This is a genomic window from Mycobacterium sp. (genome assembly GCF_049647605.1).
GTDB lineage: Bacteria > Actinomycetota > Actinomycetes > Mycobacteriales > Mycobacteriaceae > Mycobacterium.
On the sequence record NZ_JBARXZ010000054.1, the window covers coordinates 1 to 26,639 of the forward strand.

23 protein-coding genes and 2 pseudogenes are annotated in these 26,639 nt (G+C 65.5%); 8 read left to right on the top strand and 17 right to left on the bottom strand.

The window, feature by feature from the left end; translation table 11 throughout:
• Together WBB07_RS07400 and yajC are read right to left on the bottom strand one after the other, a co-directional pair.
• A pseudogene (locus tag WBB07_RS07400) lies at positions 1–460 on the bottom strand (protein translocase subunit SecD); the annotation flags it as partial.
• A gap of 111 nt (positions 461–571) precedes the next feature.
• Complete coding sequence (yajC, locus tag WBB07_RS07405) at positions 572–919, bottom strand: preprotein translocase subunit YajC (RefSeq protein WP_526306229.1); 348 nt, start codon at positions 917–919, stop codon at positions 572–574.
• A gap of 397 nt (positions 920–1,316) precedes the next feature.
• On the opposite strand from yajC, the gene gabT reads away from it, so the two are divergent.
• Entirely contained in the window at positions 1,317–2,657 is a 1,341-nt protein-coding gene (gene gabT, locus WBB07_RS07410) for a 4-aminobutyrate--2-oxoglutarate transaminase (protein WP_526306231.1), read from the top strand.
• A gap of 13 nt (positions 2,658–2,670) precedes the next feature.
• Here gabT and WBB07_RS07415 read toward each other — a convergent pair whose 3' ends face one another.
• Entirely contained in the window at positions 2,671–3,342 is a 672-nt protein-coding gene (locus WBB07_RS07415; protein ID WP_526306233.1) for a hypothetical protein, read from the bottom strand.
• Between the two features lie 294 nt (positions 3,343–3,636).
• Here WBB07_RS07415 and car point away from each other — a divergent pair, with 294 nt between their 5' ends.
• Entirely contained in the window at positions 3,637–7,143 is a 3,507-nt protein-coding gene (gene car / locus WBB07_RS07420; RefSeq protein ID WP_526306235.1) for a carboxylic acid reductase, read from the top strand.
• Between the two features lie 20 nt (positions 7,144–7,163).
• Here the strand turns inward: car and WBB07_RS07425 are convergent, their stop codons facing one another.
• From WBB07_RS07425 to WBB07_RS07445, 5 genes are all read right to left on the bottom strand, one after another.
• Positions 7,164–7,547, bottom strand: coding sequence for a DUF1304 domain-containing protein (locus WBB07_RS07425; protein WP_526306237.1), 384 nt, complete (start codon positions 7,545–7,547; stop codon positions 7,164–7,166).
• Between the two features lie 9 nt (positions 7,548–7,556).
• A complete protein-coding gene (ruvB, locus tag WBB07_RS07430; RefSeq protein WP_526306239.1) occupies positions 7,557–8,621 on the bottom strand; it encodes a Holliday junction branch migration DNA helicase RuvB in 1,065 nt (354 codons plus the stop codon).
• Entirely contained in the window at positions 8,618–9,211 is a 594-nt protein-coding gene (gene ruvA, locus WBB07_RS07435; protein ID WP_526306241.1) for a Holliday junction branch migration protein RuvA, read from the bottom strand. The genes ruvB and ruvA overlap by 4 nt, the downstream gene beginning before the upstream one ends.
• A complete protein-coding gene (gene ruvC, locus WBB07_RS07440; protein WP_526306243.1) occupies positions 9,208–9,762 on the bottom strand; it encodes a crossover junction endodeoxyribonuclease RuvC in 555 nt (184 codons plus the stop codon). Before ruvC ends, ruvA begins: the two co-directional genes overlap by 4 nt.
• A gap of 132 nt (positions 9,763–9,894) precedes the next feature.
• The gene (locus tag WBB07_RS07445) at positions 9,895–10,269 is read right to left on the bottom strand and encodes a hypothetical protein (RefSeq protein ID WP_526306245.1); all 375 of its coding nucleotides are present in this window, start codon (positions 10,267–10,269) and stop codon (positions 9,895–9,897) included.
• A gap of 134 nt (positions 10,270–10,403) precedes the next feature.
• On the opposite strand from WBB07_RS07445, the gene WBB07_RS07450 reads away from it, so the two are divergent.
• Genes WBB07_RS07450 through WBB07_RS07460 form a run of 3 tightly spaced genes read left to right on the top strand, consistent with a single transcriptional unit; the run spans position 10,404 to position 14,950 of the window.
• Entirely contained in the window at positions 10,404–11,882 is a 1,479-nt protein-coding gene (locus WBB07_RS07450) for an aldehyde dehydrogenase family protein (protein WP_526306247.1), read from the top strand.
• Positions 11,883–11,904: 22 nt separating this feature from the next.
• Entirely contained in the window at positions 11,905–13,440 is a 1,536-nt protein-coding gene (locus WBB07_RS07455; protein ID WP_526306249.1) for an amino acid permease, read from the top strand.
• Positions 13,433–14,950 carry a GMC family oxidoreductase gene (locus WBB07_RS07460; RefSeq protein ID WP_526306251.1) on the top strand — a complete coding sequence of 506 codons (1,518 nt, stop codon included), beginning with the start codon at positions 13,433–13,435 and terminating at the stop codon, positions 14,948–14,950. Before WBB07_RS07455 ends, WBB07_RS07460 begins: the two co-directional genes overlap by 8 nt.
• Here the strand turns inward: WBB07_RS07460 and WBB07_RS07465 are convergent.
• Entirely contained in the window at positions 14,934–15,212 is a 279-nt protein-coding gene (locus tag WBB07_RS07465) for an LmrA/YxaF family transcription factor (RefSeq protein WP_526306253.1), read from the bottom strand. The genes WBB07_RS07460 and WBB07_RS07465 overlap by 17 nt on opposite strands.
• A gap of 89 nt (positions 15,213–15,301) precedes the next feature.
• Between WBB07_RS07465 and WBB07_RS07470 the strand changes: the two genes are divergently transcribed.
• Positions 15,302–15,511, top strand: a complete 210-nt coding sequence (locus WBB07_RS07470) for an alpha/beta fold hydrolase (protein WP_526306255.1) — start codon at positions 15,302–15,304, stop codon at positions 15,509–15,511.
• Positions 15,512–15,539: 28 nt separating this feature from the next.
• Here WBB07_RS07470 and WBB07_RS07475 read toward each other — a convergent pair whose 3' ends face one another.
• From WBB07_RS07475 to WBB07_RS07485, 3 genes are all read right to left on the bottom strand, one after another.
• The gene (locus WBB07_RS07475) at positions 15,540–16,799 is read right to left on the bottom strand and encodes an amidohydrolase family protein (protein ID WP_526306257.1); all 1,260 of its coding nucleotides are present in this window, start codon (positions 16,797–16,799) and stop codon (positions 15,540–15,542) included.
• Positions 16,800–16,912: 113 nt separating this feature from the next.
• Positions 16,913–17,482, bottom strand: a complete 570-nt coding sequence (locus WBB07_RS07480) for a helix-turn-helix domain-containing protein (RefSeq protein WP_526306259.1) — start codon at positions 17,480–17,482, stop codon at positions 16,913–16,915.
• Positions 17,483–17,560: 78 nt separating this feature from the next.
• Positions 17,561–18,874, bottom strand: a complete 1,314-nt coding sequence (locus WBB07_RS07485) for an MFS transporter (protein WP_526306261.1) — start codon at positions 18,872–18,874, stop codon at positions 17,561–17,563.
• A 376-nt stretch (positions 18,875–19,250) separates the two neighbouring features.
• Between WBB07_RS07485 and WBB07_RS07490 the strand changes: the two genes are divergently transcribed.
• Positions 19,251–20,681: an aspartate ammonia-lyase gene (locus WBB07_RS07490; RefSeq protein WP_526306263.1), complete on the top strand. Its 1,431-nt coding sequence runs from the start codon at positions 19,251–19,253 to the stop codon at positions 20,679–20,681.
• A gap of 4 nt (positions 20,682–20,685) precedes the next feature.
• On the opposite strand, the gene WBB07_RS07495 is transcribed toward WBB07_RS07490, so the two are convergent.
• The gene (locus WBB07_RS07495) at positions 20,686–21,441 is read right to left on the bottom strand and encodes a YebC/PmpR family DNA-binding transcriptional regulator (RefSeq protein WP_526306265.1); all 756 of its coding nucleotides are present in this window, start codon (positions 21,439–21,441) and stop codon (positions 20,686–20,688) included.
• A 212-nt stretch (positions 21,442–21,653) separates the two neighbouring features.
• Here WBB07_RS07495 and WBB07_RS07500 point away from each other — a divergent pair, with 212 nt between their 5' ends.
• Positions 21,654–23,375 (top strand): CocE/NonD family hydrolase, encoded by a 1,722-nt coding sequence (locus tag WBB07_RS07500; RefSeq protein ID WP_526306267.1) that lies wholly within the window; start codon positions 21,654–21,656, stop codon positions 23,373–23,375.
• A gap of 26 nt (positions 23,376–23,401) precedes the next feature.
• On the opposite strand, the gene pdxT is transcribed toward WBB07_RS07500, so the two are convergent.
• The 4 genes and pseudogenes from pdxT to WBB07_RS07520 form a co-directional block, all read right to left on the bottom strand.
• A complete protein-coding gene (pdxT, locus tag WBB07_RS07505) occupies positions 23,402–23,992 on the bottom strand; it encodes a pyridoxal 5'-phosphate synthase glutaminase subunit PdxT (RefSeq protein ID WP_526306269.1) in 591 nt (196 codons plus the stop codon).
• Complete coding sequence (gene tesB / locus WBB07_RS07510) at positions 23,989–24,834, bottom strand: acyl-CoA thioesterase II (RefSeq protein ID WP_526306271.1); 846 nt, start codon at positions 24,832–24,834, stop codon at positions 23,989–23,991. Before tesB ends, pdxT begins: the two co-directional genes overlap by 4 nt.
• Before the next feature lie 43 nt (positions 24,835–24,877).
• Positions 24,878–25,770, bottom strand: a pseudogene (pdxS, locus tag WBB07_RS07515) (pyridoxal 5'-phosphate synthase lyase subunit PdxS).
• Positions 25,771–25,896: 126 nt separating this feature from the next.
• Positions 25,897–26,639, bottom strand: a 743-nt coding sequence (locus WBB07_RS07520; RefSeq protein ID WP_526306273.1) for an NUDIX hydrolase, incomplete at its 5' end; no start/stop codon positions are given.

Here is a 26,639-nt window from a genome sequence, read left to right on the forward strand (position 1 = left end):
GGGGCACCCCTGCCGGTGGTGCTGCCGGCGGCGCCTGACCGGGCTGTCCCTGTTGCTGCGCTGCGGCGTTGAGCTGGTCGACCGGCACGGCGTGGATGACGGGCCGGATGTACAGGCGGGCCGTCTGACCGAGGTTGCGTGCCTCGTTACCGTCGGTGCCCGGCACCGTGATCACCAGGTTGTCGCCGTCGATGACCACCTCGGAGCCGGAAACCCCGAGGCCGTCGACGCGGCTGGCGATGATCTGCTGCGCCTGGTTCAGCGACTCGCGGGTGGGTGCGCTGCCGTCCGGGGTGCGAGCCGTGAGGGTGACGCGCGTTCCGCCCTGCAGGTCGATACCGAGTTTCGGGTCGGGCTGCTTGTCACCGGTGAAGAACACCAGTGCGAAGGCCCCGATCAGCAGAACCAGGAACAGCGTCAGGTAGCGGTATGGACGCACCGGCGCCGTAGACGATGCCACGTTGTTGTGTCTCCTCGGAGGTCATCCATGGTTAAGACCCCTCTCCGGGGCCGTGACTTGAGGGCGATCGGTTCGCCCGCACCCGGAAAGGGTACGTGCCATACCTGGCGATCAGTCCTTGGTCAGCCTGTCCGGGCTCGACGGTGTGTCACTTGTGGTGCCGGCATCGGTGTCGAACACGTCATCTTCATCGACGTCATCGGTGTCGGTGATCTTGTCGCGGACGGCAAGCTTCATCCAGCTGGTGATGACACCCGGGGCGATCTCCAGCTCGATGTAGTCGTCGCCGACGCCGGTGATGGTGCCCTTCAGGCCCGATGTGGTGTGGATACGGTCACCGATCTGCAGCGACTCGTGCAGGTCGATGGTGGCCTGCATCGCCTTCTTCTGGCGACGCGAGGCGAAGAACATGAATGCGCCCATGATGATCAGCAGGGGCAGGAAAATGACCAAATCCATGGCAGCTGGAGTCCTTCACTCTTTGACGACTAGTTCAGTTTCAGTCTGTTCCGGGCATTGAGTCCCGAACTTTCTGCGCCGGATGTCCGCGCCGCATAAATGACCAGTGTGCCATTGTGCCGCGGTCTTTCCGACCCGCACCGCCCTCTCGGTGGTGATCGAGGGCCGCTGCGCCGCTCTGAGTTGCCCGCCATATCGGCCGCGATTTTCGGTAGCAATTTCCATGGCCGCGACCGATTACGCAAGCAATTGCGGCGACTTCCACGCATTCCATCGCCTGAGAGGCAATTAACCAGGGATTCCGTACGCGCGGCGTGGCGGGGCGACTAGGCTCATCCCACGGCCTCACGCTGAAGCCGCCCCCCGAAACGATTGTTGCGCCGACAGGAGTCATCACGTGTCCACCCTTGAACAGAGCCGCCTCCTGGCCACCGAGATCCCCGGCCCGCGATCGCTGGCGCTCAGCGAGCGCAAGGGTGCCGCGGTGTCTCGCGCCGTCGGAACCACGATGCCCGTATACGCCAAACGTGCCGGCGGCGGAATCGTCGAGGATGTCGACGGCAATCGGCTGATCGACCTCGGCTCCGGAATCGCGGTCACCACGGTGGGCAACGCCAACCCCCGCGTCGCCGAAGCCGTGTCGACGCAGGTCGCCGAATTCACCCACACCTGCTTCATGGTCACCCCGTATGACGGTTACGTCTCGGTGTGCGAGCACCTCAACCGGCTGACCCCGGGTTCCTTCGAAAAACGCTCGGCGCTGTTCAACTCCGGTTCGGAGGCAGTGGAGAACGCCATCAAGATCGCGCGGTCGTACACCAAGAAGCCGGCCGTTGTCGCCTTCGACCACGCCTACCACGGACGCACCAACCTCACGATGGCGCTGACCGCAAAGTCGATGCCGTACAAGAGCGGCTTCGGCCCGTTCGCCCCGGAGATCTACCGCGCGCCGCTGTCGTATCCCTACCGCGACGGCCTGGTGAACAAGGATCTCGGCGCCGACGGTGAGCTGGCCGCCGAGCGGGCGATCTCGGTGATCGACAAGCAGATCGGTGCGGGAAACCTGGCCGCGGTGATCATCGAGCCCATCCAGGGTGAGGGCGGCTTCATCGTGCCGGCGCCCGGTTTCCTGCCGACGCTGCGCGCCTGGTGCACCGACAACAATGTGGTGTTCATCGCCGACGAGGTGCAAACCGGCTTCGCCCGCACCGGCGCGATGTTCGCCTGTGAGCACGAGGGAATCGAACCCGACCTGATCGTCACCGCCAAGGGCATCGCCGGCGGGTTGCCCCTGTCGGCGGTCACCGGGCGTGCCGAGATCATGGACGCTCCGCACGTGTCGGGCCTCGGCGGCACCTACGGCGGCAATCCGCTGGCCTGCGCGGCGGCCCTGGCCACCATCGAGACCATCGAGCTCGACGGGTTGGTGGCGCGGGCCCAGCAGATCGAAACGCTGATGAAGGACCGCCTGCACGCCTTGCAGGCCGACGACGACCGCATCGGCGACGTCCGTGGCCGCGGCGCCATGATCGCCGTCGAGTTGGTGAAGACCGGTACCGCCGAACCGGATGCCGAACTGGCCAAGAAGCTCAGCGGCGGCGCTCACGCTGCCGGGGTGATCGTGCTGACGTGCGGCACCTACGGCAACATCTTGCGTTTCCTGCCCCCGCTGAGCATCAGCGACGATCTCTTGATCGAAGGCTTGGATGTCCTGGCTCTACTCCTTGCTGATCTGTAACTCACCGCGTTGATCAGTGGTGGACGAGTGTGTGTCCGCCCGACTGCTTCCCGTGGAAGAAGTTGCGCCAGCTGCGTTTCGGCTCGGAGCCGGCCGTCGGACCGATGACCTCGGTCCGCTGGTCGGCCATCGGGACCGGTTCCGGCGGCGTGGCCATCGGGACCGGCTCCACGGCCTGCTGGGCGTAGGCGACGTCGCGGGCACTGCGAATCGACAACCGCCCCAGCGCCGCGGCGGCCAGGAACACGATCAGCGAGCCCAGTCCGGAGAAGAACGCCAGTTCGATGGCGACCGCCATTGCGGCTGTGGTGGCAGCCGGAGCGCCGATCTGCCCCATTGACAGCACCGTCGCGAAGGCCCGGCCGATGACAAACCAGGCACCGGCGACGACGGCCAACCACGCGCCGAGTGTGGCACTGGCCCGGTTACGTGAGGTCAGCAGCAGGAGACCACCGACCACCACGACCGCGCCTGGCAGAACTTCCAGCCAGCCGCGCGCCTGGGTCCAGACCCAGGGTTGTGCCGGCGTGTAGGCAAAATCGAAGTACGGCCCGACAAACGGGATGAGAGCACCCCACAACCCGAGCACGATCAACAGGAATCCGCTGGCCGCACCCCGGCTGCGCGGAATCTGCATCCGGCCACCGCGCGTCCGCGGAGCACCGGCGATGTCGGCGTTTTTCATGGCTTCCTCCTGGTAGGAGATGTGGTCGACCACTTGTAGGTGATGTGGTTACCCACGCCCGCGCGGGCACTAACGGCCCCTGTCGCCGGGCGTGCCGACGCCCACTGCGCGTGAATCGAATCACGCTGCATGCCAGCCGAATTCGTGTGTGACGGGCGCCACAGTGACGAAAGTTCACAGGCGATTGGCAGCGACCTCGGGATTAAAGTTAGTTTTACTAACGTAGTTTTTATTAGGGCGTTGCCGTGCGCGCCCCACTTGCCACAATCCCGCTGATTCCGAGGTGACCCCCTGATGACAACCGACCAGACCGCGGACGCCCGTGCGACGCGCCTGACAAGTCGTATCGCCGATCTGTACGCCAACGACCGGCAGTTCGCCGACGCCAGTCCACTCGAAGCGATCACCGCGGCCGCCGACCAACCCGGACTCGATCTGCAGCAGATCGTCAGCACCGTCATGACCGGCTACGCCGACCGGCCCGCGCTGGCACACCGGGCCGTCGACTTCACCGTCGATCCGCAGTCCGGGCGCACCCGGGCGACCCTGCTCCCCCGATTCGACACCGTCAGTTACGCCCAACTCTGGGAGCGGGTGCAAACTCTGACCTCCACGTGGCATCACGACGGCGTACGCACCGGCGACCGCGTGGCGATCCTCGGGTTCACCAGCGTCGACTACACCTGTGTCGACCTGGCACTGATCGGCCTGGGCGCCGTGTCGGTGCCGCTGCAGACCAGCGCGCCGGCGGCCCAGCTACGCCCCATCGTCGCCGAAACCGAACCCACCGTGATCGCCTCGAGCGTTGACTTTCTCTCTGACGCAACCGAACTCGCTCTGACCGCACATCAGCCTCGCCGGCTTGTGGTGTTCGACTACCACCCCGAGGTCGACGATCATCGGGACGCGGTCACCGCGGCCCGGAGCCGCCTCGCCGCAGCCGATGTCACCGTCGAAGTCCTCGCCGACGCACTGAGCCGGGGCTGTGACCTGCCGCCGGCGCCACCACAGCAGTCCCCCGACGAGGATGCGTTGAGCCTGCTGGTCTACACCTCCGGCAGCACCGGCGCGCCCAAAGGGGCGATGTACCCACAGAGCAAAGCAGCGGGCATGTGGCGGGCATCGGCCCGAGCGGCATGGGATGAGCAGCAGACTGTCCTGCCGGCCATCGTGCTGAGCTTCATGCCGATGAGCCACGTGATGGGCCGCGGCATCCTCTACGGCGCGTTGTCGACCGGCGGCACCGTGTATTTTGCTGCCCGCAGCGACCTTTCGACGTTCCTCGAGGACCTGGCGCTGAGCCGCCCGACCCAGCTGAGCTTCGTACCGCGGATCTGGGAGATGCTGTTCAACGAGTACCAGAGCCGGCTCGACCGCAGCCGACTCCAGCCCGAGGCGGTGCTGGCCGAGATGCGCCAGAGTCTGCTGGGGGGCCGCTTCGTCTCGGCGTTGACCGGTTCGGCGCCCATCTCCCCGGATATGAGGGCCTGGGTGGAGGATCTGCTCGACATGCACCTGCTGGAGGGGTACGGATCGACCGAAGCCGGATCGGTGTTCGTCGACGGATACGTGCGCCGCCCACCGGTCACCGACTACAAGTTGGTCGATGTCCCGGAACTCGGCTACTTCCAGACCGATCGCCCGTTCCCCCGTGGCGAACTGCTGATCAAGAGTGAGCAGCTGTTCCCCGGGTACTACAAGCGCCCCGAGATCACCGCGGAGATGTTCGACACGGAAGGTTTCTACCGCACCGGCGATATCGTCGCCGAGCTCGGCACCGACCACCTGGAGTACCTGGACCGGCGCAACAACGTGCTCAAGCTGGCCCAAGGCGAGTTCGTCACCGTCTCCAAACTGGAAGCGATATTCGACAGCGCACCCTTGGTGCACCAGATCTACCTGTACGGCAACAGCGCCCGCTCGTATCTGCTGGCCGTAGTGGTGCCCACCGAGGATGCATCAGCCACCCATGACCCGGCCGAGCTCAAGAGGCTGATCGGCGAGTCGTTACAACGCGTGGCACGGGCTTCGGATCTGCAGTCCTACGAGGTTCCCCGGGACTTCCTGGTCGAGACCACACCGTTCACCCTGGAGAACGGGTTGCTCACCGGCATCCGTAAGCTCGCCCGACCCAACCTCAAGAGCAACTACGGGCCACGGCTCGAGGAGCTCTACACCGAGCTGGCCGACGGCCAGATCTCCGAGCTGCGGGCACTGCGCAGTGATGGGGCGCGGCGCCCCGCGGTCGAGACCGTCGGCCGCGCCGCGGGCGCGTTGCTGGGCGCCTCTGCCACCGACGTGAAACCGGACGCGCACTTCACCGACCTCGGCGGAGATTCGTTGTCGGCATTGACGTTCGCCAACCTGCTGCACGAGATCTTCGATGTCGACGTGCCGGTCGGGGTGATCGTCAGCCCCGCCACCGACCTCGCCGCGATCGCGGCGTTCATCGACGCCGAACGATCCGGCGGCACCGGGCGGCCCACCTACGCTTCGGTCCACGGCCGCGACTCGCACGACGTACACGCCCGAGACCTGAGCCTCGACAAGTTCCTCGACGCCGACACACTGGCCACCGCGCCGTCCCTGAAGGTCCCCGACGAGCCGATCCGCACCGTGCTGCTGACCGGGGCCACCGGATTCCTGGGCCGCTATCTGGCGCTGGAATGGCTGGAACGACTGAGCCTGGTCGACGGGACGCTGATCTGCCTGGTCCGCGGCAAATCCGACGCCGATGCCCGCCGCCGGCTGGATGCCACGTTCGACAACGGCGATCCGGTGCTGCTGCGCCACTACCGCGACCTGGCAGCTCGGCATCTGGAGGTGATCGCCGGCGACAAGGGCGAAGCCGATCTGGGGCTGGAGCGCACGACGTGGCAGCGTCTGGCCGATACCGTGGATCTGATCGTCGACCCGGCGGCATTGGTCAACCACGTATTGCCCTACAGCCAGCTGTTCGCCCCGAACGCCCTCGGCACCGCCGAGCTGATCCGCATCGCCCTGACCACAAAGCTCAAGCCATTTGTGTACGTCTCGACGATCGGGGTCGGGGCGGGGATCGAACCGGGATCATTTGTCGAGGATGCCGACATCCGACGGATCAGCCCGACCCGTGCGGTCGACGACAGTTACGCCAATGGCTACGGCAACAGCAAGTGGGCCGGCGAGGTGCTGCTCCGGGAGGCCCACGACCTGTGCGGGCTGCCGGCGTCGGTGTTCCGCTGCGACATGATCCTGGCCGACGTGACCTACGCAGGCCAGCTGAATCTTCCCGACATGCTCACCCGGATGATGTTGAGCCTGGCGGCTTCTGGGATCGCTCCGGAGTCGTTCTACGAGCTCGACGCAACCGGTGCGCGACAGCCCGCCCACTATGACGGGCTGCCGGTGGAATTTGTCGCCGAGGCCATCTCGACGCTGGGCGCCCAGGTGGTCGAGGGATTCGAGACCTACCACGTGATGAACCCCCACGATGACGGTATCGGCCTGGACACCTTCGTCGACTGGTTGATCGAGGCCGGGTTCGGGATTCACCGGGTCGGCGATTACGCCACCTGGCTGGCCCGGTTCGAGACGGCCCTGCGCAGCTTGCCGGACGGGCAACGCAATGCGTCACTGCTGCCGCTGTTGCACAACTACGCCCGGCCCGAGTATCCGATGCGCGGGTCGATGGCGCCGGTGGACCGGTTCCGGACTGCGGTGCAAGACTCGAAAATTGGACACGACAAGGACATTCCACACATCACCGCGGCGGTGATCGTGAAGTACGTGACCGATCTGCAGTTACTGGGCCTGCTGTAGAGCTCGCCGGTTCCGAGCCGTCAGAGCAGGCTCAGTGCCAGGATCACCACGGCCGCGGCAGGGAAGGTGCCCTGGATCAGCGCCGCTCGCGCCTTGTCGGGCGAGGACGCCACCAGCACCAGCGCTGCCGCGGCCATGGATCCGGCCCCGGCGAACACCAGTGCGGCACCGATGCCGTGGTGCCCCAACCCGAGCATCACCACACCGACCCCCGTGACCACGGCCAGGAACAGGTTGTAGAAACCCTGGTTGAAGGCCAGCGATTTGGTGGTCTCAGCTTCCTCGGCCGTCGTCCCGAACGTCGCGCGGGTACGGGGGCTGGTCCACGTCAGCGATTCCATCACGAAGATGTAGACGTGCAACAGCGCCGCCAGAGCCGCGAAGATCGATGCCGCAACCACCATGACAATCTCCTATTCGAACAGCTGATGCTGACCTGCCCCGGCGGCACCCGCCGGCGGCTTCATTCCCAGGTGTGTCCAGGCCAGTGCCGTGGCCACCCGACCTCGTGGGGTGCGGGCCAGCATGCCGGCCCGCACCAGGAACGGCTCGCACACTTCTTCGACAGTGGTGGGCTCCTCACCCACCGCGACCGCCAGGGTCGACACCCCGACCGGTCCGCCACCGAAACTGCGGGTCAGCACCGTCAGCACCGCCCGGTCCAGTCGGTCGAGGCCGAGCTCGTCGACGTCGTAGACCTGTAGCGCGGCCTTGGCGACATCGCGGGTGAGCACACCGTCGGCCCGCACTTCGGCGAAGTCGCGGACCCGGCGTAGCAGCCGGTTGGCGATGCGGGGGGTACCCCGTGATCGGCGGGCGATCTCGGTGCTGGCATCCTCGCCGAGTTCGATTCCGAGAATGCGCGCCGACCGTGCCAGAACCCGCTCCAGTTCGGCCGGCTCATAGAACTCCATGTGGGCGGTGAACCCGAATCGGTCACGCAGCGGTCCGGTCAAGGCGCCCGAACGGGTGGTGGCGCCGACCAGGGTGAAGGGCGCAACTTCGAGTGGAATCGAGGTGGCCCCAGGGCCTTTGCCGACCACTACGTCGACGCGGAAGTCTTCCATTGCCAGATACAGCATTTCTTCGGCGGGACGGGCGATGCGGTGGATCTCGTCGATGAACAGCACATCGCCCTCGACGAGGTTGGACAGCATGGCCGCCAGGTCCCCGGCGCGCTCGAGTGCCGGACCCGAGGTGATCCGCAGCGCGGAACCCAGCTCGGCGGCGATGATCATCGCCAGCGACGTCTTACCCAAACCCGGCGGGCCGGACAGCAGAATGTGATCCGGGGTGCCGCCACGGTTCTTGGCGCCCTCGATCACCAGTTGCAGCTGTTCCCGCACCCGGAGCTGGCCGATGAACTCCTCGAGCGTGCGAGGCCGCAGCGAGGCATCGACATCCGCCTCGCCGACGGTCAACGCACCGGAGACCTCCCGCTCATCGGCGGTGTCGTCGGGTTCGCCGAACCCGGTCACTTGGTCTTCCCGAGCATGTTCAGCGCGGCGCGCAACACATTCGATGTCGTGGCGTCGGCGTCGAGGGCCAACACCTTGTCGGTGGCCTCTTCAGCCTGTTTGATCGGAAATCCAAGCCCGACAAGTGCTTCCACCACCGGGCCGCGCACTGCATGACCGCCGGCCGCGATGACGGCACCAGCACCGGCGACAGCGCCGATCTTGTCGCGCAGCTCCAGCACCAGCCGCTCGGCGCTGCGCTTACCGATGCCGGGCACCCGGGTCAACGCGGCCACGTCACCGTCGGCCAGCGCCTGACGCAACGCCGCGGCGTCGTAGACGGCCAGGGTGGCCAGTGCGATCTTGGGCCCGACGCCGGAAACTCCCAGCAACGTCGAGAACAGATCCCGCGCGTCGGCGTCGGCGAAGCCGAACAGCGTCATCGAATCCTCGCGCACGATCATCGCCACGATCAACCGGGCCTCGGCACCGCGGCGCAATCCGGCCAGCGTGGAGGGGGTGGCCATCACCTTGTAGCCGACACCCGCACATTCGACCACCGCGTGATCCAACGCGATGTCGACGACCTCACCGCGCACCGAGGCGATCATCGGGCCGCCTTGAGCCGGGCCTGGTACAGCTTCTTCTGCTCGGCGGCCATCGCCTCGGCCTTGGCCATCCTGGCGATCATCGGGGCACGCCAGCAATGACAAATCGCCAATGCCAGGGCGTCAGCCGCGTCGGCCGGGGTCGGCTTCTGTTGCAGCTCAAGAATTCTCGTGACCATTGCGGTGACCTGCGCCTTGTCTGCGCGGCCGTTTCCGGTGACCGCGGCCTTGACCTCACTGGGGGTGTGGAAGTGCACGTCGATGTCCCGTTTGGCGGCCGCCAGGGCGACCACCCCGCCCGCCTGTGCGGTGCCCATCACGGTCGAGACGTTCTGCTGGGAGAAGACCCGTTCGACGGCAACCACATCGGGACGGTGCGTGTCCATCCAGTACTCCACGGTGTTGCTGATGGCGAGCAGTCGCCGATGCAGCGGATCACCGGCCGGGGTACGCACCACGTCGATATCCAGAGCGACCACCTGCCGTCCGGTGCCACCCTCGATCATCGAGAGACCACACCGGGTCAGCCCAGGGTCGACGCCCATCACACGCACGTACCCGCCCCTCTCCACATTCTCACCCGGTCCACATTCACACCGGCTACCGAACAGCTGTTCGATACCCTAGTCGGTGCCGTCGACATCGCGGTGAGGACACGCCAAGCCGGTTACCGGATCCGTGCCGGGTCAGTGGTCGGCGCCGTGTTCCACGCCGTCGCTCTCCCGCAGCTCGCGCCCACCCTCGGTCGACTGACCGCGCTCGGTCGAATGACGTAGCTCGTCGATGATCTCGCCGATCCGCCGGCCGGACGCCCGCCAGCCTCCGACCTTCTCGGTGGCAACCTCCACATCGTCACGCTCGGTCACCACTTTCCAAGGGACCCCGCAGAATTTGAGGAACATCCACACCGGCCAGGCCAGGATCATCGGCACGGCGATGACAAACATCACCACGCCGAAGGCACCGGTGCCCGATGAGGCCATGTCGAGGGGCCCCAGCAGCGGCCACCAGGCCCGGCGGACCGTCCATTTCACGCCGTCGGCGTCACGGAACTCTGCCACTGGCCCACCTTAACTTTGCCGGCGCAAGTTGGCCGGAAACGGATGTGGCCGAACATCACCGCGCCGGGCGGTCAGTGGGTAATGTCCGGCTCGTTGGGGCGGGACTGCGCGGCGGGTGCGCAAAGGAGTGGCCCATGAATGACGAGCCGGATCTCTACATCGGCGGCCACTGGCTGCGCGCCTCTGACGGTGGCACGCGGGACGTGATCAATCCGGCCACCGGGGGCGTCATCGCCACGGTGGACGAAGCATCCCCCGATGACGCCTGCACCGCCGTCGGTGCCGCACGTGTCGCCTTCGACGACGGCCGGTGGCGCAGCACTCCGATCACCGACCGGGCCGCCCTCCTCGACCGGGTCGCCGATCTGTTGGCCCGCGACAAGGAACAGCTGTCGCAGCTGGAGACCACCGACACCGGAAAGACCCTGGTCGAGAGTCGTATCGACATCGACGACGTGATCTCGGTGTTCCGTTACTACGCCCGCCTGGTTGCGGTGCAGACCGACCGCGTGGTCGACGTCGGTGATCCGGCCGTGATCAGCAGGGTGGTCCGTGAACCGATCGGGGTGTGCGTGCTGATCGCTCCGTGGAACTACCCGCTGCTGCAGATGTCCTGGAAAGTGGCGCCGGCGCTGGCCGCCGGTTGCACCATGGTCTGCAAACCCAGCGAGGTCACTCCGCTGTCCAGCATCGCGTTTGTCAGGCTCATCGAGGAAGCCGGCGTACCGGGCGGGGTGGTCAACCTGGTACCCGGCGGCGGGGCGCGTCTGGGTGCGGCGCTGACCGACAACGCCGACGTCGACTTCATCTCGTTCACCGGCGGATTGACCACCGGGAGGACCATCGCCGAGGTGGCGGCCAAACACGTCACCAAAGTCGCCTTGGAGCTGGGCGGCAAGAACCCGCACCTGGTGTTCGCCGACGCTGATTTCGAGACTGCCGTCGACCACGTGCTGACCGGCGTGTTCTTGCACTCCGGCCAGGTGTGCTCGGCGGGCACCCGGCTGATCGTCGAGGAGTCGATCGCCGACGACCTGGTCGCCGAGCTGGCGGCCCGGGCCGGCCGGATCCGGGTGGGCGACGGTATGGACCCGGCCACCGAGACCGGCCCGCTGGTCTCACAAGCCCACCGCGCCAAGGTCGAAACCTATGTGGCGTTCGGCATTTCGGAGGGCGCCAAGCTGGTGTGCGGCGGCGCCCGGCCGACTGACCCCGCACTGGCCGACGGCAGTTTCTATCTGCCCACGATCTTCGACCAATGTGTGCAGTCGATGCGCATCGTCACCGAGGAGACTTTCGGCCCGATCCTGACGGTCGAACGATTCACCGATGAAGCCGGCGCGATCGCCCTCGGCAACGACACGCAGTACGGTCTCGCGGCGGGGGTGCGGACCTCCGACGCCGCGCGGGGCGAGCGGGTGGTGCGGGCACTGCGCCACGGCACCGTATGGCTCAACGATTTCGGTTACTACACCGCGGCGGCGGAGTGGGGCGGCTTCGGGAAATCAGGTAACGGGCGCGAGCTCGGACCGACCGGCCTGTCCGAATATCAAGAGACCAAGCATATCTGGCACAACACGGCACCTCAGGCCGCCGGCTGGTTCAAGGGCTGATAGACCCCAGAAAGGCTCCGATATGGTCACCAGAGGAGCACCGGCCGACAGCGGCCTCGACGATTTCGGCTACCGCCAATCCCTGGACCGCAGCATCGGCAAATTCGCCAGCTTCGCCGCCGGCGTCAGCTACATCTCGATCCTGACCGGGGTGTTCCAACTGTTCTACTTCGGTTTCGGCACGGCCGGCCCCGCTTACCTGTGGTCCTGGCCGATGGTCTTCGTCGGACAGATGGCGGTGGCACTGTGCTTCATGGAGCTTGCCGCCAAGTACCCGGTGGCCGGATCCGTCTACAACTGGAGCAAGAAACTGGCCAGCAGGCTGGTGGGCTGGACATCCGGCTGGCTGATGCTCACCGCGTCGATCGTGACCATCTCCGCGGTGGCGCTGGCCTATCAGCTCAACCTGCCGCGGCTGTGGAGCGGATTCCAGATCATCGGCGACGGCACCGGCGAGTACGACTACGCGGCCAATGCCGTGTTGTTGGGCACCGTCTTGATCTCCTTCACCACGCTGGTGAACGCACTGGGGGTGCGGCTGATGGCGAGGATCAACAGCGCCGGGGTGTTCATCGAATTGATTGCCGCGGTTCTCATCGCCTTCTTGCTCGCCATTCACATCGAGCGCGGCCCGGATGTGTTCTTCTCCGCCAACGGCTACGGCACCGACGAATCGATGGGCTTCCTCGGCGCGTTCCTGATCGCCTCACTGGCCTCCGGTTACGTCATGTACGGCTTCGACACCGCCAGCTCTCTGGGCGAGGAGACCGTCGAACCTCGACGCACCGCACCGAAGGCCATCGCACGGGCCATCCTGGCGTCCTTTGTGATCGGCGGCGCGATCCTGGTCTTTGCGGTGATGGCCGCGCCCAACCTGCAGGACCCGGCCCTCGGTGAGAGCTCCGGAGGTCTGCAGTACATCGTCGAACTGGTGATGGGCGGCCCACTGAGCAAGGTCTTCCTGATCTGCATCGTCATCGCGGTCACGGTGTGCACATTGGCCGTGCACACCGCCGCGATCCGCCTGACCTTCGCCATGGCCCGGGACAACGCCCTGCCGTTCGGCGAGCGCCTGGCGACCGTCAATCCCAAGACCCGAACGCCGATCGTGCCCGCGGTGACCATCGGGATCATTTCCGTTGTCATCCTGGTGATCAACATCGAACAGCCCAAGATCTTCACGGTGCTCACCTCGATCGCGATCATCATGATCTATCTGGCGTACCTGATGGTCACCGGGCCGCTGCTCAAGAAACGGTTGCAGGGGCAGTGGCCGCCGAGCGACCTTGCCGCGGAGGGCTACTTCACCATGGGTCGCTGGGGGTTGCCGGTGAACATCGTGGCGGTCGTGTGGGGTATCAGCATGGCCGTGAACCTGGCGTGGCCGCGGACGGCCATCTACGGCGGCCCCTGGTACAACACCTGGGGCGCCTTCGTCTACATCGGCATCATCGTGGGAACCGGACTGCTGTGGTACGCGATCAAGGGCCGCCACCACATCGGCTGCCTGCAATCTCATGCGGCGGAGGCAATCTCACCCGAGGGTCGACATGACTGACACCTTCGACTATGTCATCGCCGGCGGCGGCTCCGCGGGCTGCGTTCTGGCGGCGCGACTCTCGGAGGATCCCGGCGTCACGGTGTGTCTGGTCGAAGCCGGTCCGTCCGACGTCGGCGATGACAGGATCCTGATGCTCTCCGAGTGGATGCATCTCCTGGACTCCGGCTACGACTGGGACTACCCGGTGGAGCCGCAGGAGCGGGGCAACTCGTTCCTGCGGCACGCCCGGGCCAGGGTGCTCGGCGGCTGCTCATCGCACAACTCGTGTATCGCGTTCTGGCCGCCCGCCGAAGCCCTCGAAGACTGGGTGTCCATGGGTGCCACCGGGTGGGAACCGGACAAGATCCTGCCGTTGACAGCACGTTTGACCCAGACGGTGCTGTTGCGCGATGTACCTCCGGTCGATCCGTGTGGGGCCGCCGTACTGGGGGCCGCCGCGGCCGTGGGTCTGCCGACGGTGCAGTTCAACCGCGGCACCACGGTGCACAACGGCGCCGGCTGGTTCCAGATCAACGCCGGTACCGACGGCACCAGGATGTCGAGCTCACACGCCTTCCTGCACCCGATCATGGATGCGAGGCCGAATCTTGGGGTGCGCACCGACTGCTGGGTCGCCGAGATCCTGTTCGATGATCACAACGGCGCCACCGGAATACGCTACCTTCGCCCCGATCTCACCGGCTACGACACCGTGGCGGCCCGACGGGAGGTGATCCTGTGCGCCGGCGCCATCGACACCCCGAAGTTGTTGATGCTCTCCGGAATCGGACCGTCCGGGCATTTGCGTCAGATCGGGATCCCGGTACGCGTGGACTCCCCCGGCGTCGGCGCGAACCTCGACGATCACGTCGAGGGCCTGGTTTCCTGGGACGCTGCCCAGCCGATGGTCACCACTTCGACGCAATGGTGGGAGATCGGATTGTTCACCACCGTCGACCCGGATCGGACGCAGCCCGACCTGATGATGCACTATGGCAGCGTCCCGTTCGACATGAACACCCTCCGGCGGGGCTATCCGAGCACCGACAACGGATTCTGCTTGACCCCCAATGTGACTCAGGGCCGCAGTCGCGGCACAGTGCGGCTGCGCAGCCGCGACTTCCGCGACCGGGCTCGTGTCGATCCGCGGTATTTCACCGACGACGAGGGCTACGACGAGCGCATCATGTTGGCCGGGGTGCGGCTTGCTCGGCGGATCGCAGCGCAGGCCCCGCTGGCACCGTGGGTGGCACGCGAACTCGCACCCGGACCCGACGCCACCACCGATGACGAGTTGCTCGATTTCATCTACCAGTGCCACAACACCGTGTATCACCCCGCGGCCACGGCCCGGATGGGAGCGGTCAGCGATCGTTATGCGGTCCTCGATCCGGAACTTCGGGTCAAGGGGGTGTCGCGGCTACGGGTTGCCGATGCATCGGCGATGCCGAAACTACCTTCGGTGAACCCGAACATCACGGTGATGACGGTGGCCGAGAAGTGCGCAGAACTCATCCTCCAGGGGTGACGGCCACCGGCGGTGGAGTCAGCATGACACTGCGGTAGGCCAGCGCCAGCGCGCGACCGGCCACCACCAACGGATCGGTGCTGCGCAGGGTCCGCGCGAGGATGAAGGCACCATCCAGCGTCGACACCAACACCACCGTCAGTTCCCGAGTGGCCTCCGGATCCAGGCCTCTGGAAACGAAGTGGGCGGTGCCACCGTCGAGCCAGCCGGTGAACACCGCCGCAGCGGCCAGCCGCAGCACCGCAACCGTGGCGCTGGCCATGCGGCAGTTACGGATCGGCCGGCATCGCCGACGTCCGCCTTCGTCGCGACCTGATTCGCTACTGCCGCAACCGGTTCGACAAGCCCGGCATGATCCGGGCGAGGGAGCGGTTGTCCGATTTTCACGGCGAGGTGCTGGTGCTGTGGAGCCACAACCCGGTGACGCCTGCCCGGCACGCCGAACGACTGGCCGAGCTGACCAGCAGTACTGTGCGTTTCATCGATGACGCCAGCCTGCTGATCATGCTCGACCAACCCGAACAGACCGCCCGTGAGATCGGCGCGTTCCTCACCCGATAGGCCAAACCGCCCTCTCGGAGAAATGCGTTCAGGCACCCACCGGATGCATCAGCCCACGACCGGACTCCATGAGACCCAATCGCGTCGTCGCTCCGTCCTCGACGACAACCTCACCGCCCAGGACAACATGTCGCAACTCGAACTCTTCGGCATCGAAGAGCAGCATGTCGGCACGCTGCCCGGCCTTGATGTATCCCTTGTCCGTCCATCCGTGTAGATCCGCGACATTGGTCGAGGTCACCTTGGCGGCGGTTTCCAGACTCACGGATTCGGCCCGCGCAAGCTCCTGGAACACTTCGAGAATCAGCGGCGGCCGGAGGCGGATGACGTCGACATCACCGTGCCCACAGTGCGAGATGTTGCCGCCGGAGTCCGAACTGACGGTGATTCGCGAGTCGGGTACGCCCGCATCGAGCATTCGGATGACCGCCTCGGATGGGACAACCGAGCCGAGGCTCCCGTGGTTCGGCGACAATCCGGCCGTGACGTCGGCGACACCTCCGGCGATGGCAAATTCGGCCGCCTCGGCGAGCAGCTTGTCCGTCCAGTTGACGTGGGTGATCTGGAAGTGTGAGGCGACACTGCCGCCACCGCCGTGCATCGACGACCAGTGCGCCCCATCATGAAAGCTGTAGCGCGCCACCACTTCCTTGACCACATCGATGGCTGCGGGCAACACGCCCGCGTGGACGTGGACAACACCCTTCTTGGCCGCCATCTGCGAGCCACTGATCACCTGCCACAGCAGCATGTGGAGCTCATCGGCAGTCCACGGCGGCGCCATGAAATCAGAGATGGCGATCTTGGCGCCCAGAGCCTTCTCGCAGATCAGCATGTCGCTGGACAGGGATTGGGTCAGTGTGATCGACGGATTGCTGTAGCCGCTGGACCAGAAGTAGGTGGACAGCCCCTCTGCCTCGAGGCTGCGCGCTTTCTGGAAGAGGTTGATCATCGAGCGCGACAGGTAGTCGGCGCCCGGACACCCGACCGCGGTGGTGATCCCGGCGGCGAAGATCTCCGAGACCGAGAAGTCGGGCTCTCGTGAGACCGGGCCGGCCCCGATGCTGCCCGCTCCGGTGAAATGCAGGTGCGAGTCCATGAATCCGGGAACCAGCACCAGGCCGGTACCGTCCAGTTGCCGGAACTCGACGCCCGGAATGTCGGGAACGGTCTCACCGATCGACAAGATCTTGCCGTCGAACACGAAGACGTCGCATCGCCCCAATGGAGCGGGCGAGTAGACGTCCACGTTGCTGATTTTCAGACCGCGGTCCGATGTTTCGGACATGAGTCACTGATCCTTCCTGATTGTAGATCTTGGAGGGATGGCGAGTCACCGCAGTGAGCTGCGCCAATCCCGTTGGCAGTGAATGTGTGTCGTCCGGGTCTGCGCCGTCCGGGTCAAGGAACCGACGGCGGGCTGACAACCCAGAGTGCTTCTCCGGTGTCGGATCCGATGTTCTGGATCCGATGCGGGGTGTTGGTGCGGTACTCGATGCTGTCGCCCTGGCTCATCGTGTGTTCGACTCCCCCGAGGGTGAACCGGAAGACGCCCTGCAGGATCACCAGGACCTCGTGGGAGTCTCCGTGGGTGTAGTCGTCTCCACCGGCGAACTCACCGGGTTCGTACTCCGAGATGGTGACTTCGACCTCACGCAGCGGGGGCCGGGTGAGGCTGAAACTCCGGATTCCCGACTCCGAGGGCACCTGTGGGCGCTCGCTCTTGCGTAGCACCGTGCCGGCAACCGGGGATTGGTCGAACAGGTCGACGAAGGCGATACCGAGCGCACTGGCCACCTGACGGAGCACGGGGATGCTGGCATTTGCGCGCCCATTCTCGATCTGGCTGATGAATGCCGGGCTGACACCGGCGATTTCGCTCAGCTTACGAATCGACATCTTTCTCGACGTGCGGAACTCCCGGAGTCGATTCCCCAGCGCCACTCGTTCCGCGTCAAGCTCCACAGTCATCGCCTCCACACCACAGTTAACAAGTTGGTTGCCATGAGCGTACAAGGCGGATGTCAACCCCGTCGGCACCGACGCCGCTCAGCTCTGGACGGAGGCTGCCTCCTTTCGTGACACCGGCGAGTGTTCCTTCATCAGGTATGCAGCGCCGAGCGAGACGATGCCGGACACCGTCATGTAGATCGCAATCGATTGCCACGCACCGGTTTTGCTCATGAGATAGGTCGCCACGATCGGCGCCATCGAGGTGACGAGAGTGCCGAGGGTGTACCCGATGGCGAGCCCGGTGTAGCGAACCTCAGGCGGAAAGACCAGCGAGAAGTAGGCCGGCATCGTTCCGTAGTTGGCGCAGTACGGAATGAAGATCAGCAGGAACCCGAGGAAGACGACAACCGGGTTGCCCGAGTTGAACATCACGAACCAGGCCCACGGCAACACCGCCATTCCCACCACACCCGCGAGGAAGATCCGGCGTCGGCCGATACGATCCGAGAGCCACCCGAAGAACGGGATGCCGATGACGATGAAGATCGTCGACAGCAAGATCACCCGCAATATCAGCGACTCCTCGACGTCGATCTGCTCGGTGCCATAGGAGATCGAGAACACTGTCAGCACATAGAAGACCGTGCCGATCGACAGATACGACAACGCCATCAGGACAACCAGTTTCGGATACCGGGTCAGCACCACCTTGACCGGCATCTTGACTATGTTCCCATTGGCGGCAACCTTCTGGAACTCGGGGCTCTCATCCAGCGATACGCGGATGAAGAGTCCGAAGAACACCAGTACACCGGCCAGGAGGAACGGGATCCGCCACCCGTAGGACAGGAACGCCTCGTCGGGCAGACGCTCCAGCAGCAGGAACGCCAGATTGGCCAGCATCAGACCCAGCGCCGAGCCGGTATTGACGATCGAGCTCAACATTCCGCGCTTCTTCGCGGGTGCATGCTCCACGCTCATCAACACCGCGCCGCTGTATTCGCCACCCAGGGAGAATCCCTGAGCAAATCGCAAGGCGGCCAACAGTATCGGTGCGGCTACCCCGATCTGGTCATATGTCGGCAGGACACCGATGAGCACTGTGGCCCCGCCCATCACCGACAGCGTGATGACCAGCAGCTTCTTGCGGCCGATCCGATCACCGAAATGACCGAATACCGCCGCACCGACCGGTCGTGCGATGAACGCGATGGTGAAGGTCGACAGGGACAGGATGCGCCCGACCACAGGATCGAAGTTCGGGAAGAACAGTTTGTCGAAGACCAGGGCCGCCGCGATGGCATAGATGAAGAACTCGTACCACTCGATGGTGGTGCCGGCCAGGCTGGACAGAGCTACCCGCCTGGACTGATTCGGCCGCACTTCGACGGGGCCGGGTGGTGTGGACATGGACGCCCTCTCCGGGTCTGGATCAATCACGCAGCGGCGAGGAAACCGTGCGGAACCCGTTCGAGTTTCCCCGGACCGGGCCCAGCGGGTTGTCAGCAATGCTGAGTGATCAGTCTGTGTACTGATGACAAACATTAGAGCGTGATGCAGACCTCAATGCAACCCCTTGAGGCAATCCGATCACTCAATACAGGTCAACGCCGACGCCAACAGCACCAGGATATCTGGTTATCGACGCACGTCATGGCGGGTTTTCCGCGACCCCCTCCCGACGGCGAGTTGCGACATGTACAGTTCGCCATCAGTAAACAACACGTTCACTACGAGTAGTCGATGGCTGTGCATCAGTCCTTGCACCGGAGAGGCAGGCTCCCCCATGTCAGCGCCCCACCCCCAGGTCACCCGCACCGAGCGGGATTCCCTCGGTGCCGTCGAGATCCCGGCGGACGCCTACTTCGGCGTCCACACCGCACGCGCACTGACCAACTTCCAGATCACGGGCACCACGGTGGGCCACTACCCGGAATTCGTGACAGCAATCGCAGCGGTCAAAGAGGCTGCCGCCACCTCGAACATCACGCTGCAGCTGCTCGACCCGACTGTCGGCTCGGCCATCGTCGCCGCCTGCCGGCAGATCCGCACGGGCGCCCATCACGACCAATTTGTTGTCGACCCCATCCAGGGCGGCGCCGGCACCTCGACCAACATGAACGCCAACGAGGTGATAGCAAACGTGGCACTCGGGATACTCGGCCGCCCTCCGGGCGACTACGCCGTGGTCCATCCGCTCAACCATGTCAACCTGTGCCAGAGCACCAACGACGTGTACCCGACCGCGATCAAACTCGCCCTCGACCGCTACCTCGAAGACCTCAGCACGGCGATGCGCCGGCTCGAAGCCTCCTTTGCGCGGAAGGCGTTGGAGTTCAAGGACATCCTCAAGATCGGGCGTACCCAACTCCAGGACGCGGTCCCGATGACCCTCGGCCAGGAGTTCGGCACCTTCGCGGTCATGCTCGCTGAAGACCAGGCCCGGATCGATGAATCACGTTCCCTGCTGCAAGAACTGAACTTGGGCGGCACCGCCATCGGCACGTCGCTGAACGCCCCCAGCGACTATCCGCGGATCGTCGTGGCCGAACTACGAGCCATCATCGGCAATGCGGCACTGGTCAGCGCCAGCGATCTGGTCGAAGCCACTCAGGACACCGGCGTCTTCGTCCACACCTCGGGGATTCTCAAACGGGTGGCCATCAAGCTGTCGAAGATCTGCAACGATCTCCGGCTACTGTCCTCTGGACCCCGTACCGGACTCGGCGAAATCCAGCTTCCGCCAAGGCAAGCCGGTTCCAGCATCATGCCGGGGAAGGTCAACCCGGTGATCCCCGAGGTCGTCAACCAGATAGCGTTCGATGTGATCGGCAAGGACACCACGATCTCGTTCGCCGCAGAGGCGGGTCAGCTCCAGCTCAACGCCTTCGAACCGATGATCGCAAAATCGCTGTTCGACAGCATCATCCGGTTGACCGCCGGCTGCCGAACGCTGGCTGACAACTGTATCGACGGTATCGCCGCCGACCGGAGTCGCCTGGATCACCTGGTCGCGTCGTCAGCCGCGCTGGCAACCGCGCTGGTCCCCGAGATCGGCTACGACGCTGCCGCGCGGATCGCCGGTCTGGCCCTGGACGGAGACCGTCGAGTCCTCGACCTCGCAGTCGAAAGCGGTCTGGTGGATCCAGGGCGACTGGCCGAACTCCTGGATCCGCGACGAGTCGCCGGACTGGGCGCCGCGGCCCCGTCGAACTGAGGCGCTACTCCTCGTCGAGGGCAGCGGCGACGTCGTCCGGGATGTCGACGTTGGTGTAGACGTCCTGCACGTCGTCGCTGTCCTCGAGCGCATCGACAAGCTTGAACACCTTGCGGGCGCCGTCGAGGTCGACGGGCACGGTGACCGACGGCTGGAAGCTGGCCTCTGCCGACTCGTAGTCGATACCGGCGTCCTGCAGCGCCGTCCGCACGGCCACCAGATCGGTGGGCTCGGAGATGACCTCGAAGCTATCACCCAGGTCATTGACATCCTCGGCGCCGGCTTCGAGCACCGCGCTCAACACGTCATCCTCGGAGAGGCCGTTCTTCTCCAAGGTGATGACACCCTTACGGGTGAACAGATAGGACACCGACCCCGGGTCGGCCATGTTGCCACCGTTGCGGGTCATCGCGACCCGCACCTCACCGGCAGCCCGGTTGCGGTTGTCGGTCAGGCACTCGACCAGGATCGCCACCCCGTTGGGGCCGTATCCCTCATAGGTGATGGTCTGCCAGTCGGCGCCGCCGGCTTCCTCACCCGCGCCGCGTTTGCGGGCGCGCTCGATGTTGTCGTTGGGCACCGAGTTCTTCTTCGCCTTCTGAATGGCGTCGTACAACGTCGGGTTGCCACCAGGATCGCCGCCACCGGTACGCGCAGCAACTTCGATGTTCTTGATCAACTTCGCGAAGTTCTTGCCGCGGCGCGCATCGATGACGGCCTTCTTGTGCTTTGTGGTGGCCCACTTTGAATGGCCGCTCATCTACGCACCTCTCTGCTTCGAGTCCGGTCGTCGAGTCTACTTGGTGTTTTGTCGACCACGAGCGGCGGTGAGCACACTTTCGACAGGTCACCCGCAACGAAACGCGGCGAAACGCCCACCTAGGGCGTCCGCGAGCGCACAGGCCGGGGGCTCCCTCCACCGGATACAGCGCATCATCGGCAGGTCCAGCGGTGTGCCCGTAGCGTGACACCATGCTTCCCGGGGAACGCCACCTCAACGGTCCGCAGACCACCGGCCGGCAGTATCGCAACCTCAGCCTGCCGACCTTCGAGATCACGCACGACGTCAATCGGCACGTCCCGATGCGCGACGGCGTGGACCTGCTTGCCGACGTCCACCGTCCCAGCACCTACGGGAAATATCCGGCGCTGATCGCCGCCTCGCCCTACCCCCGACAGATGCAGGATCTGGGCGCACCCGCCGGTTTCATCGAGGCCGGCGCGACGGATTTCTGGGTTCCCCGCGGCTACGTGCACGTGATCGCCAATCTGCGCGGCACCGGCGGGTCCGGCGGCACTTTCGGCTTTTTCGACGACGAGGAACGCCGGGACATGCACGACCTCGTCGAATGGGCCGCCACCCAGCCGTGGTGTGACGGCAACGTCGGCATGATCGGCATCAGCTACTTCGCGATGACCCAGCTGGAAGCCGCGGTGCAGCGGCCGCCCCACCTCAAGGCGATCTTCCCGGTGGCAGCGACGGCGGATCTGTACGACGCCGCCTCCCACCACGGGCTGGCCAGCACCGCGTTCATCACACCATTCCTGTCGATGATGGGGCTGACGTCGGCCCGCAGCGACGACTTCTGGCGCCGCAATCCCGTCATCGCCGCGGCCAGACGGATCCTCAACACCCCGAAGCTGCATCAGAAGTTCGCCACCATGAACGGCGAAGCGGCCGTCACGATGATGCGCCAGCTGCTCAAGCTGCCGCACGACCCCCACCCGTGGGACGACCTGTGGCTCGATATCTTGGTCAAGCACCCGTTGCGCGACGACTGGTGGGAGGAGCGCAATGCTCTGCCACTGCTGCGCGACGTCGACATCCCGGTCTATCTCGGTTGCGACTGGGAAAACGTTCCCCTGCATCTACCGTCGACATTCACCGCCTGGAAGATGTTGTCGCACAACCCGAATGTCCGGATGGGCCTGCTCGGCCAATACGGCCTGACCTGGCCGTGGGAAAGCCTGCACCACGAGGCGCTGGCCTGGTACGACTACTGGCTCAAGGGCGCGGACACCGGCATCATGGACGGACCGGCGATCCGCTACGTCCTGCCCGGCGCCGACGGCTGGCGCACCGCACCCACCTGGCCGCCCCAGGCGACCTATCAGAGCTGGGCGTTGCGCGCCGACGGCGGCCTGGCCGAGGACGAGGGCCAACCCGGCGCCCGCAAGTACCTGACACTCGGCGCGGGACTCAATCGCGCCAAGTCCAGTCCCATCGATCCCCCGCCGCAGCTCACCTGGACCTCAGCACCTCTGGTTACCGACCTCGACGTGGTGGGCGACATCGAACTGCAACTCGTGGCCGCCGCGACCGCCATCGACACCGCGTGGCTGGTGACGCTCCGCGACGTTGCACCCGACGGCACCCTCACCGACGTGACGGCCGGGTGGCTGCGCGCCAGCCTGCGCACGGTCGACGAGGCAGCCAGCAGTGAGGGCTCCCCAGCGCTACCGTGCACCGAGGCCGTCGCGGTGCCGGTGGGACTCGACGTCAGCTATCGCATCCCGTTGGTGACCAATGCCCGTCGCTTCGCCGCAGGTCACCGGATCCAGCTGGTGCTCACCAGTGACGACCAGGATCCGGACGCACCGGCGATCATGAACTTCCGTCATGCCAGCGTCGGGACCAGCAGCCTCAACACCGTGCGCTCGAGCTCCCGCTTGCTCCTGCCGATAAGCCGTTGAGTCGCTGAGTCCCGACGAGACGAGAGCTACTGCGAGATCAATTGCACAAACAGCTTGTGGATGCGACGGTCGCCGGTCATCTCCGGATGGAACGACGTGGCCAGCGACTTGCCCTGCCGGACGGCCACGATGTGCTCACCCGCACTGGCCAGCACCTCGACCGACTCCCCCACCCGCTCGACCCACGGTGCCCGGATGAACACCGCATGCACCGAGGACTCGACGCCGGTGAAATCCAGATCGGCTTCGAACGAGTCGACCTGGCGACCAAACGCATTGCGCCGCACCGTCATATCGATACCACCGAGCGGCAGCGCCGCACGTCCCGGCACCCCGGCATCGAGGATCTCCGAAGCCAGCAGGATCATCCCGGCGCACGAACCGTAGGCCGGCAATCCATCGGCCAGCCGGGCCCGCAACGGTTCGAGCAGTTCGAACTCGCGCAGCAGATGACTCATCGCGGTGGATTCGCCGCCCGGGATCACCAGCCCGTCCACGCTGTCCAGCTCGGCACGGCGCCGCACCGTCAGCGCCTCGGCACCGGCTTCGCGCAGGGCCGCCAGATGCTCCCGGGTGTCACCCTGCAGGGCGAGCACCCCAACACGTGGCGCGGTCACGAGGCCGGGGAGAAGTTGCGCTGGTAACGGGTGAGCCCCTCCTGCATCACCGCTGCCACCAGGTCGCCGGAGCGGTTGAAGATCTTGCCCTGGGTCAGCGACCGGCCCCCGCACGCCGAGGGCGACGACTGGTCGTAGAGCAACCATTCGTCGGCCCGGAACGGCCGCATGAACCACATCGCGTGATCCAGCGACGCGACCATCAGATGATCGCGCGATTCGGGGTGGTTGACCTGAGCCGACCCGAGCAAGGTCAGATCGCTCATGTAGGCCAGCGCGCAGATGTGCAGCACCGGGTCATCCGGAAGTGGATCGCGATGACGGAACCACACCTGCTGCTGAGACGCCATACCGGACACCCTGTTCAGGCTGCCGGGTGGGATGATCCGGACATCCCACTCGTCGAACTGCCGGAAGCTGGCGTCATCGAAGACCTTGATGACGGATTTGAAGTCCGCCACGTCGTCCGGCGGCAACGTCACCGGCGGCGCATCCTGGTGTTCGAGTCCGCTCTGGTCGGTCTGGAACGACGCCGACATGGTGAAGATGGTCTCGCCGTGCTGGATGGCGCTGACACGACGGGTACAGAACGAGCCCCCATCGCGGATGCGCTCGACCAGGTACACCGACGGTGCCCGGGCATCTCCGGGACGCAGGAAGTACCCGTGCAACGAATGCACTTGGAAGCACGGGTCCACCGTTCGTACCGCCGACACCAGCGACTGTCCTGCAACATGCCCCCCGAAGGTGCGTTGCAGGAAGCCCGATTCCGGACTGAACACACCACCGCGGTAGATGTTGACCTCGAGCTGTTCGAGGTCGAGGATCTCCTCGATCGCCATCTACACGAGGCCACTCTTCGCGCAACTGGTCACCGGAGTTGGCCTACCAGCCGCGTTCTGCGAGGCGGTGCGGCTGCGCGATGTCCTCCACATTGATACCGACCATGGCCTCACCCAAACCGCGAGACACCTTGGCCAGCACGTCGGGATCGTCGTAGAACGTGGTGGCCTTCACGATGGCCGCACCACGCTGCTCCGGGTTGCCGGACTTGAAGATGCCCGACCCCACGAACACGCCCTCCGCACCGAGCTGCATCATCATCGCCGCGTCCGCAGGGGTTGCGATACCACCGGCGGTGAACAACGTCACCGGCAGTTTCCCGGCGCGGGCCACCTCGGCCACCAATTCATACGGGGCCTGCAATTCCTTGGCCGCCACATACAACTCATCCGGCGACAGCGATGTCAGCCGGCGGATCTCGCCACCGATCTTGCGCATGTGCGTGGTCGCGTTCGACACATCACCGGTTCCGGCCTCGCCCTTGGACCGGATCATCGCCGCACCCTCGGTGATCCGCCGCAGCGCCTCACCCAGATTCGTGGCACCACAGACGAACGGCACCGTGAACTTCCACTTGTCGATGTGGTTGGCGTAATCGGCCGGGGTCAACACCTCGGACTCGTCGATGTAATCCACGCCCAAGCTCTGCAGGATCTGCGCCTCGACAAAATGTCCGATACGCGCCTTGGCCATCACCGGGATCGTGACCGCCGAGATGATGCCCTCGATCATGTCCGGGTCGCTCATCCGCGACACCCCGCCCTGCGCACGAATATCGGCGGGCACCCTCTCCAGGGCCATCACCGCAACCGCGCCCGCACCCTCGGCAATCCGAGCCTGCTCCGGCGTGACGACATCCATGATGACGCCGCCCTTGAGCATCTCCGCCATACCCCGCTTGACGCGCGAAGTACCGGTCTGGCCGGCGGACCCATTGGAATGAGCGGTCCCCTCAGTTGAAGCGGACACGGCTATCTCTCCTTGTTGAACGTGTGAAGATCGGGAAGTGTCCAGTCTATCGGTGCACACCAAGGCAGTTTTCGCCGAGCCGCCGGACATCGTCAGTCGATAGCCAGTAGCGGTGAACTGGCCTGCCCCGGATCGCCGGCTGAGCCACGGTCGGCGACCTCGTTCGCGGCGGTCAACAGCTCGCCCAGCTGCAGCGGGTACACCAGCTGTCCGGATGCGGCCAGCGTCGCGATATCGGTGGCATCACACCACCGATGCCCCTGGATGTAGTGGTTCTCCAGGTCGGTGCGCCCGTCGGCCGATGGCTCGAAACCTCGGGTGCGGTAGACAAAAAAATACTCGTGGCTGCGCATCACCGAGCCGTTGAAGTCGATCACCGCCTCGCGGCGCCACACCGGCCCGATCATCTCGGCGGCATCGGCGTGCAGGCCGGTCTCCTCAGCCAGCTCACGAGCCGCGGCCTGGGCCAGCCGTTCCCCGGCCAGCGCCTCTCCGCCCACGGTGAACCACCAGCTGCGCGCGGTGCCGTCGGTGATCGCGGGATCGAAGCCACAGAACAGCAGCACCCGTCCCTGCTCGTCGAGCAGCACCACCCGGGCCGAGGTCCGCGGTGCGCCCACCGGAGCCCGCACCGCGACATCGGCACCCGCCTCGGTGATCTCGAAATAGGTCGGCAGCGGCGCGTGACCCCCGAGGTGCAGCCACCGCACCACCGGGCGCTCCCGCAGCGCGAGAGTGTCCCGGACCGCATCGTTGTGGAAGCGGCGGGCCAGCAGGACCCGCGCCTCGGCATCGGCCAGCTCGGCCACCAGCGCCGCCGGCAGCACTGCGATGT

Coding starts and splice junctions, on each gene's coding strand:
- yajC (WP_526306229.1), bottom strand. CDS start 919: ATGGATTTGGTCATTTTCCTGCCCCTGCTGATCATCATGGGCGCATTC.
- WBB07_RS07415 (WP_526306233.1), bottom strand. CDS start 3,342: ATGAAAAACGCCGACATCGCCGGTGCTCCGCGGACGCGCGGTGGCCGG.
- car (WP_526306235.1), top strand. CDS start 3,637: ATGACAACCGACCAGACCGCGGACGCCCGTGCGACGCGCCTGACAAGT.
- WBB07_RS07425 (WP_526306237.1), bottom strand. CDS start 7,547: ATGGTGGTTGCGGCATCGATCTTCGCGGCTCTGGCGGCGCTGTTGCAC.
- ruvA (WP_526306241.1), bottom strand. CDS start 9,211: ATGATCGCCTCGGTGCGCGGTGAGGTCGTCGACATCGCGTTGGATCAC.
- WBB07_RS07450 (WP_526306247.1), top strand. CDS start 10,404: ATGAATGACGAGCCGGATCTCTACATCGGCGGCCACTGGCTGCGCGCC.
- WBB07_RS07455 (WP_526306249.1), top strand. CDS start 11,905: ATGGTCACCAGAGGAGCACCGGCCGACAGCGGCCTCGACGATTTCGGC.
- WBB07_RS07460 (WP_526306251.1), top strand. CDS start 13,433: ATGACTGACACCTTCGACTATGTCATCGCCGGCGGCGGCTCCGCGGGC.
- WBB07_RS07465 (WP_526306253.1), bottom strand. CDS start 15,212: ATGGCCAGCGCCACGGTTGCGGTGCTGCGGCTGGCCGCTGCGGCGGTG.
- WBB07_RS07470 (WP_526306255.1), top strand. CDS start 15,302: ATGATCCGGGCGAGGGAGCGGTTGTCCGATTTTCACGGCGAGGTGCTG.
- WBB07_RS07475 (WP_526306257.1), bottom strand. CDS start 16,799: ATGTCCGAAACATCGGACCGCGGTCTGAAAATCAGCAACGTGGACGTC.
- WBB07_RS07480 (WP_526306259.1), bottom strand. CDS start 17,482: ATGACTGTGGAGCTTGACGCGGAACGAGTGGCGCTGGGGAATCGACTC.
- WBB07_RS07485 (WP_526306261.1), bottom strand. CDS start 18,874: ATGTCCACACCACCCGGCCCCGTCGAAGTGCGGCCGAATCAGTCCAGG.
- WBB07_RS07490 (WP_526306263.1), top strand. CDS start 19,251: ATGTCAGCGCCCCACCCCCAGGTCACCCGCACCGAGCGGGATTCCCTC.
- WBB07_RS07495 (WP_526306265.1), bottom strand. CDS start 21,441: ATGAGCGGCCATTCAAAGTGGGCCACCACAAAGCACAAGAAGGCCGTC.
- WBB07_RS07500 (WP_526306267.1), top strand. CDS start 21,654: ATGCTTCCCGGGGAACGCCACCTCAACGGTCCGCAGACCACCGGCCGG.
- tesB (WP_526306271.1), bottom strand. CDS start 24,834: ATGGCGATCGAGGAGATCCTCGACCTCGAACAGCTCGAGGTCAACATC.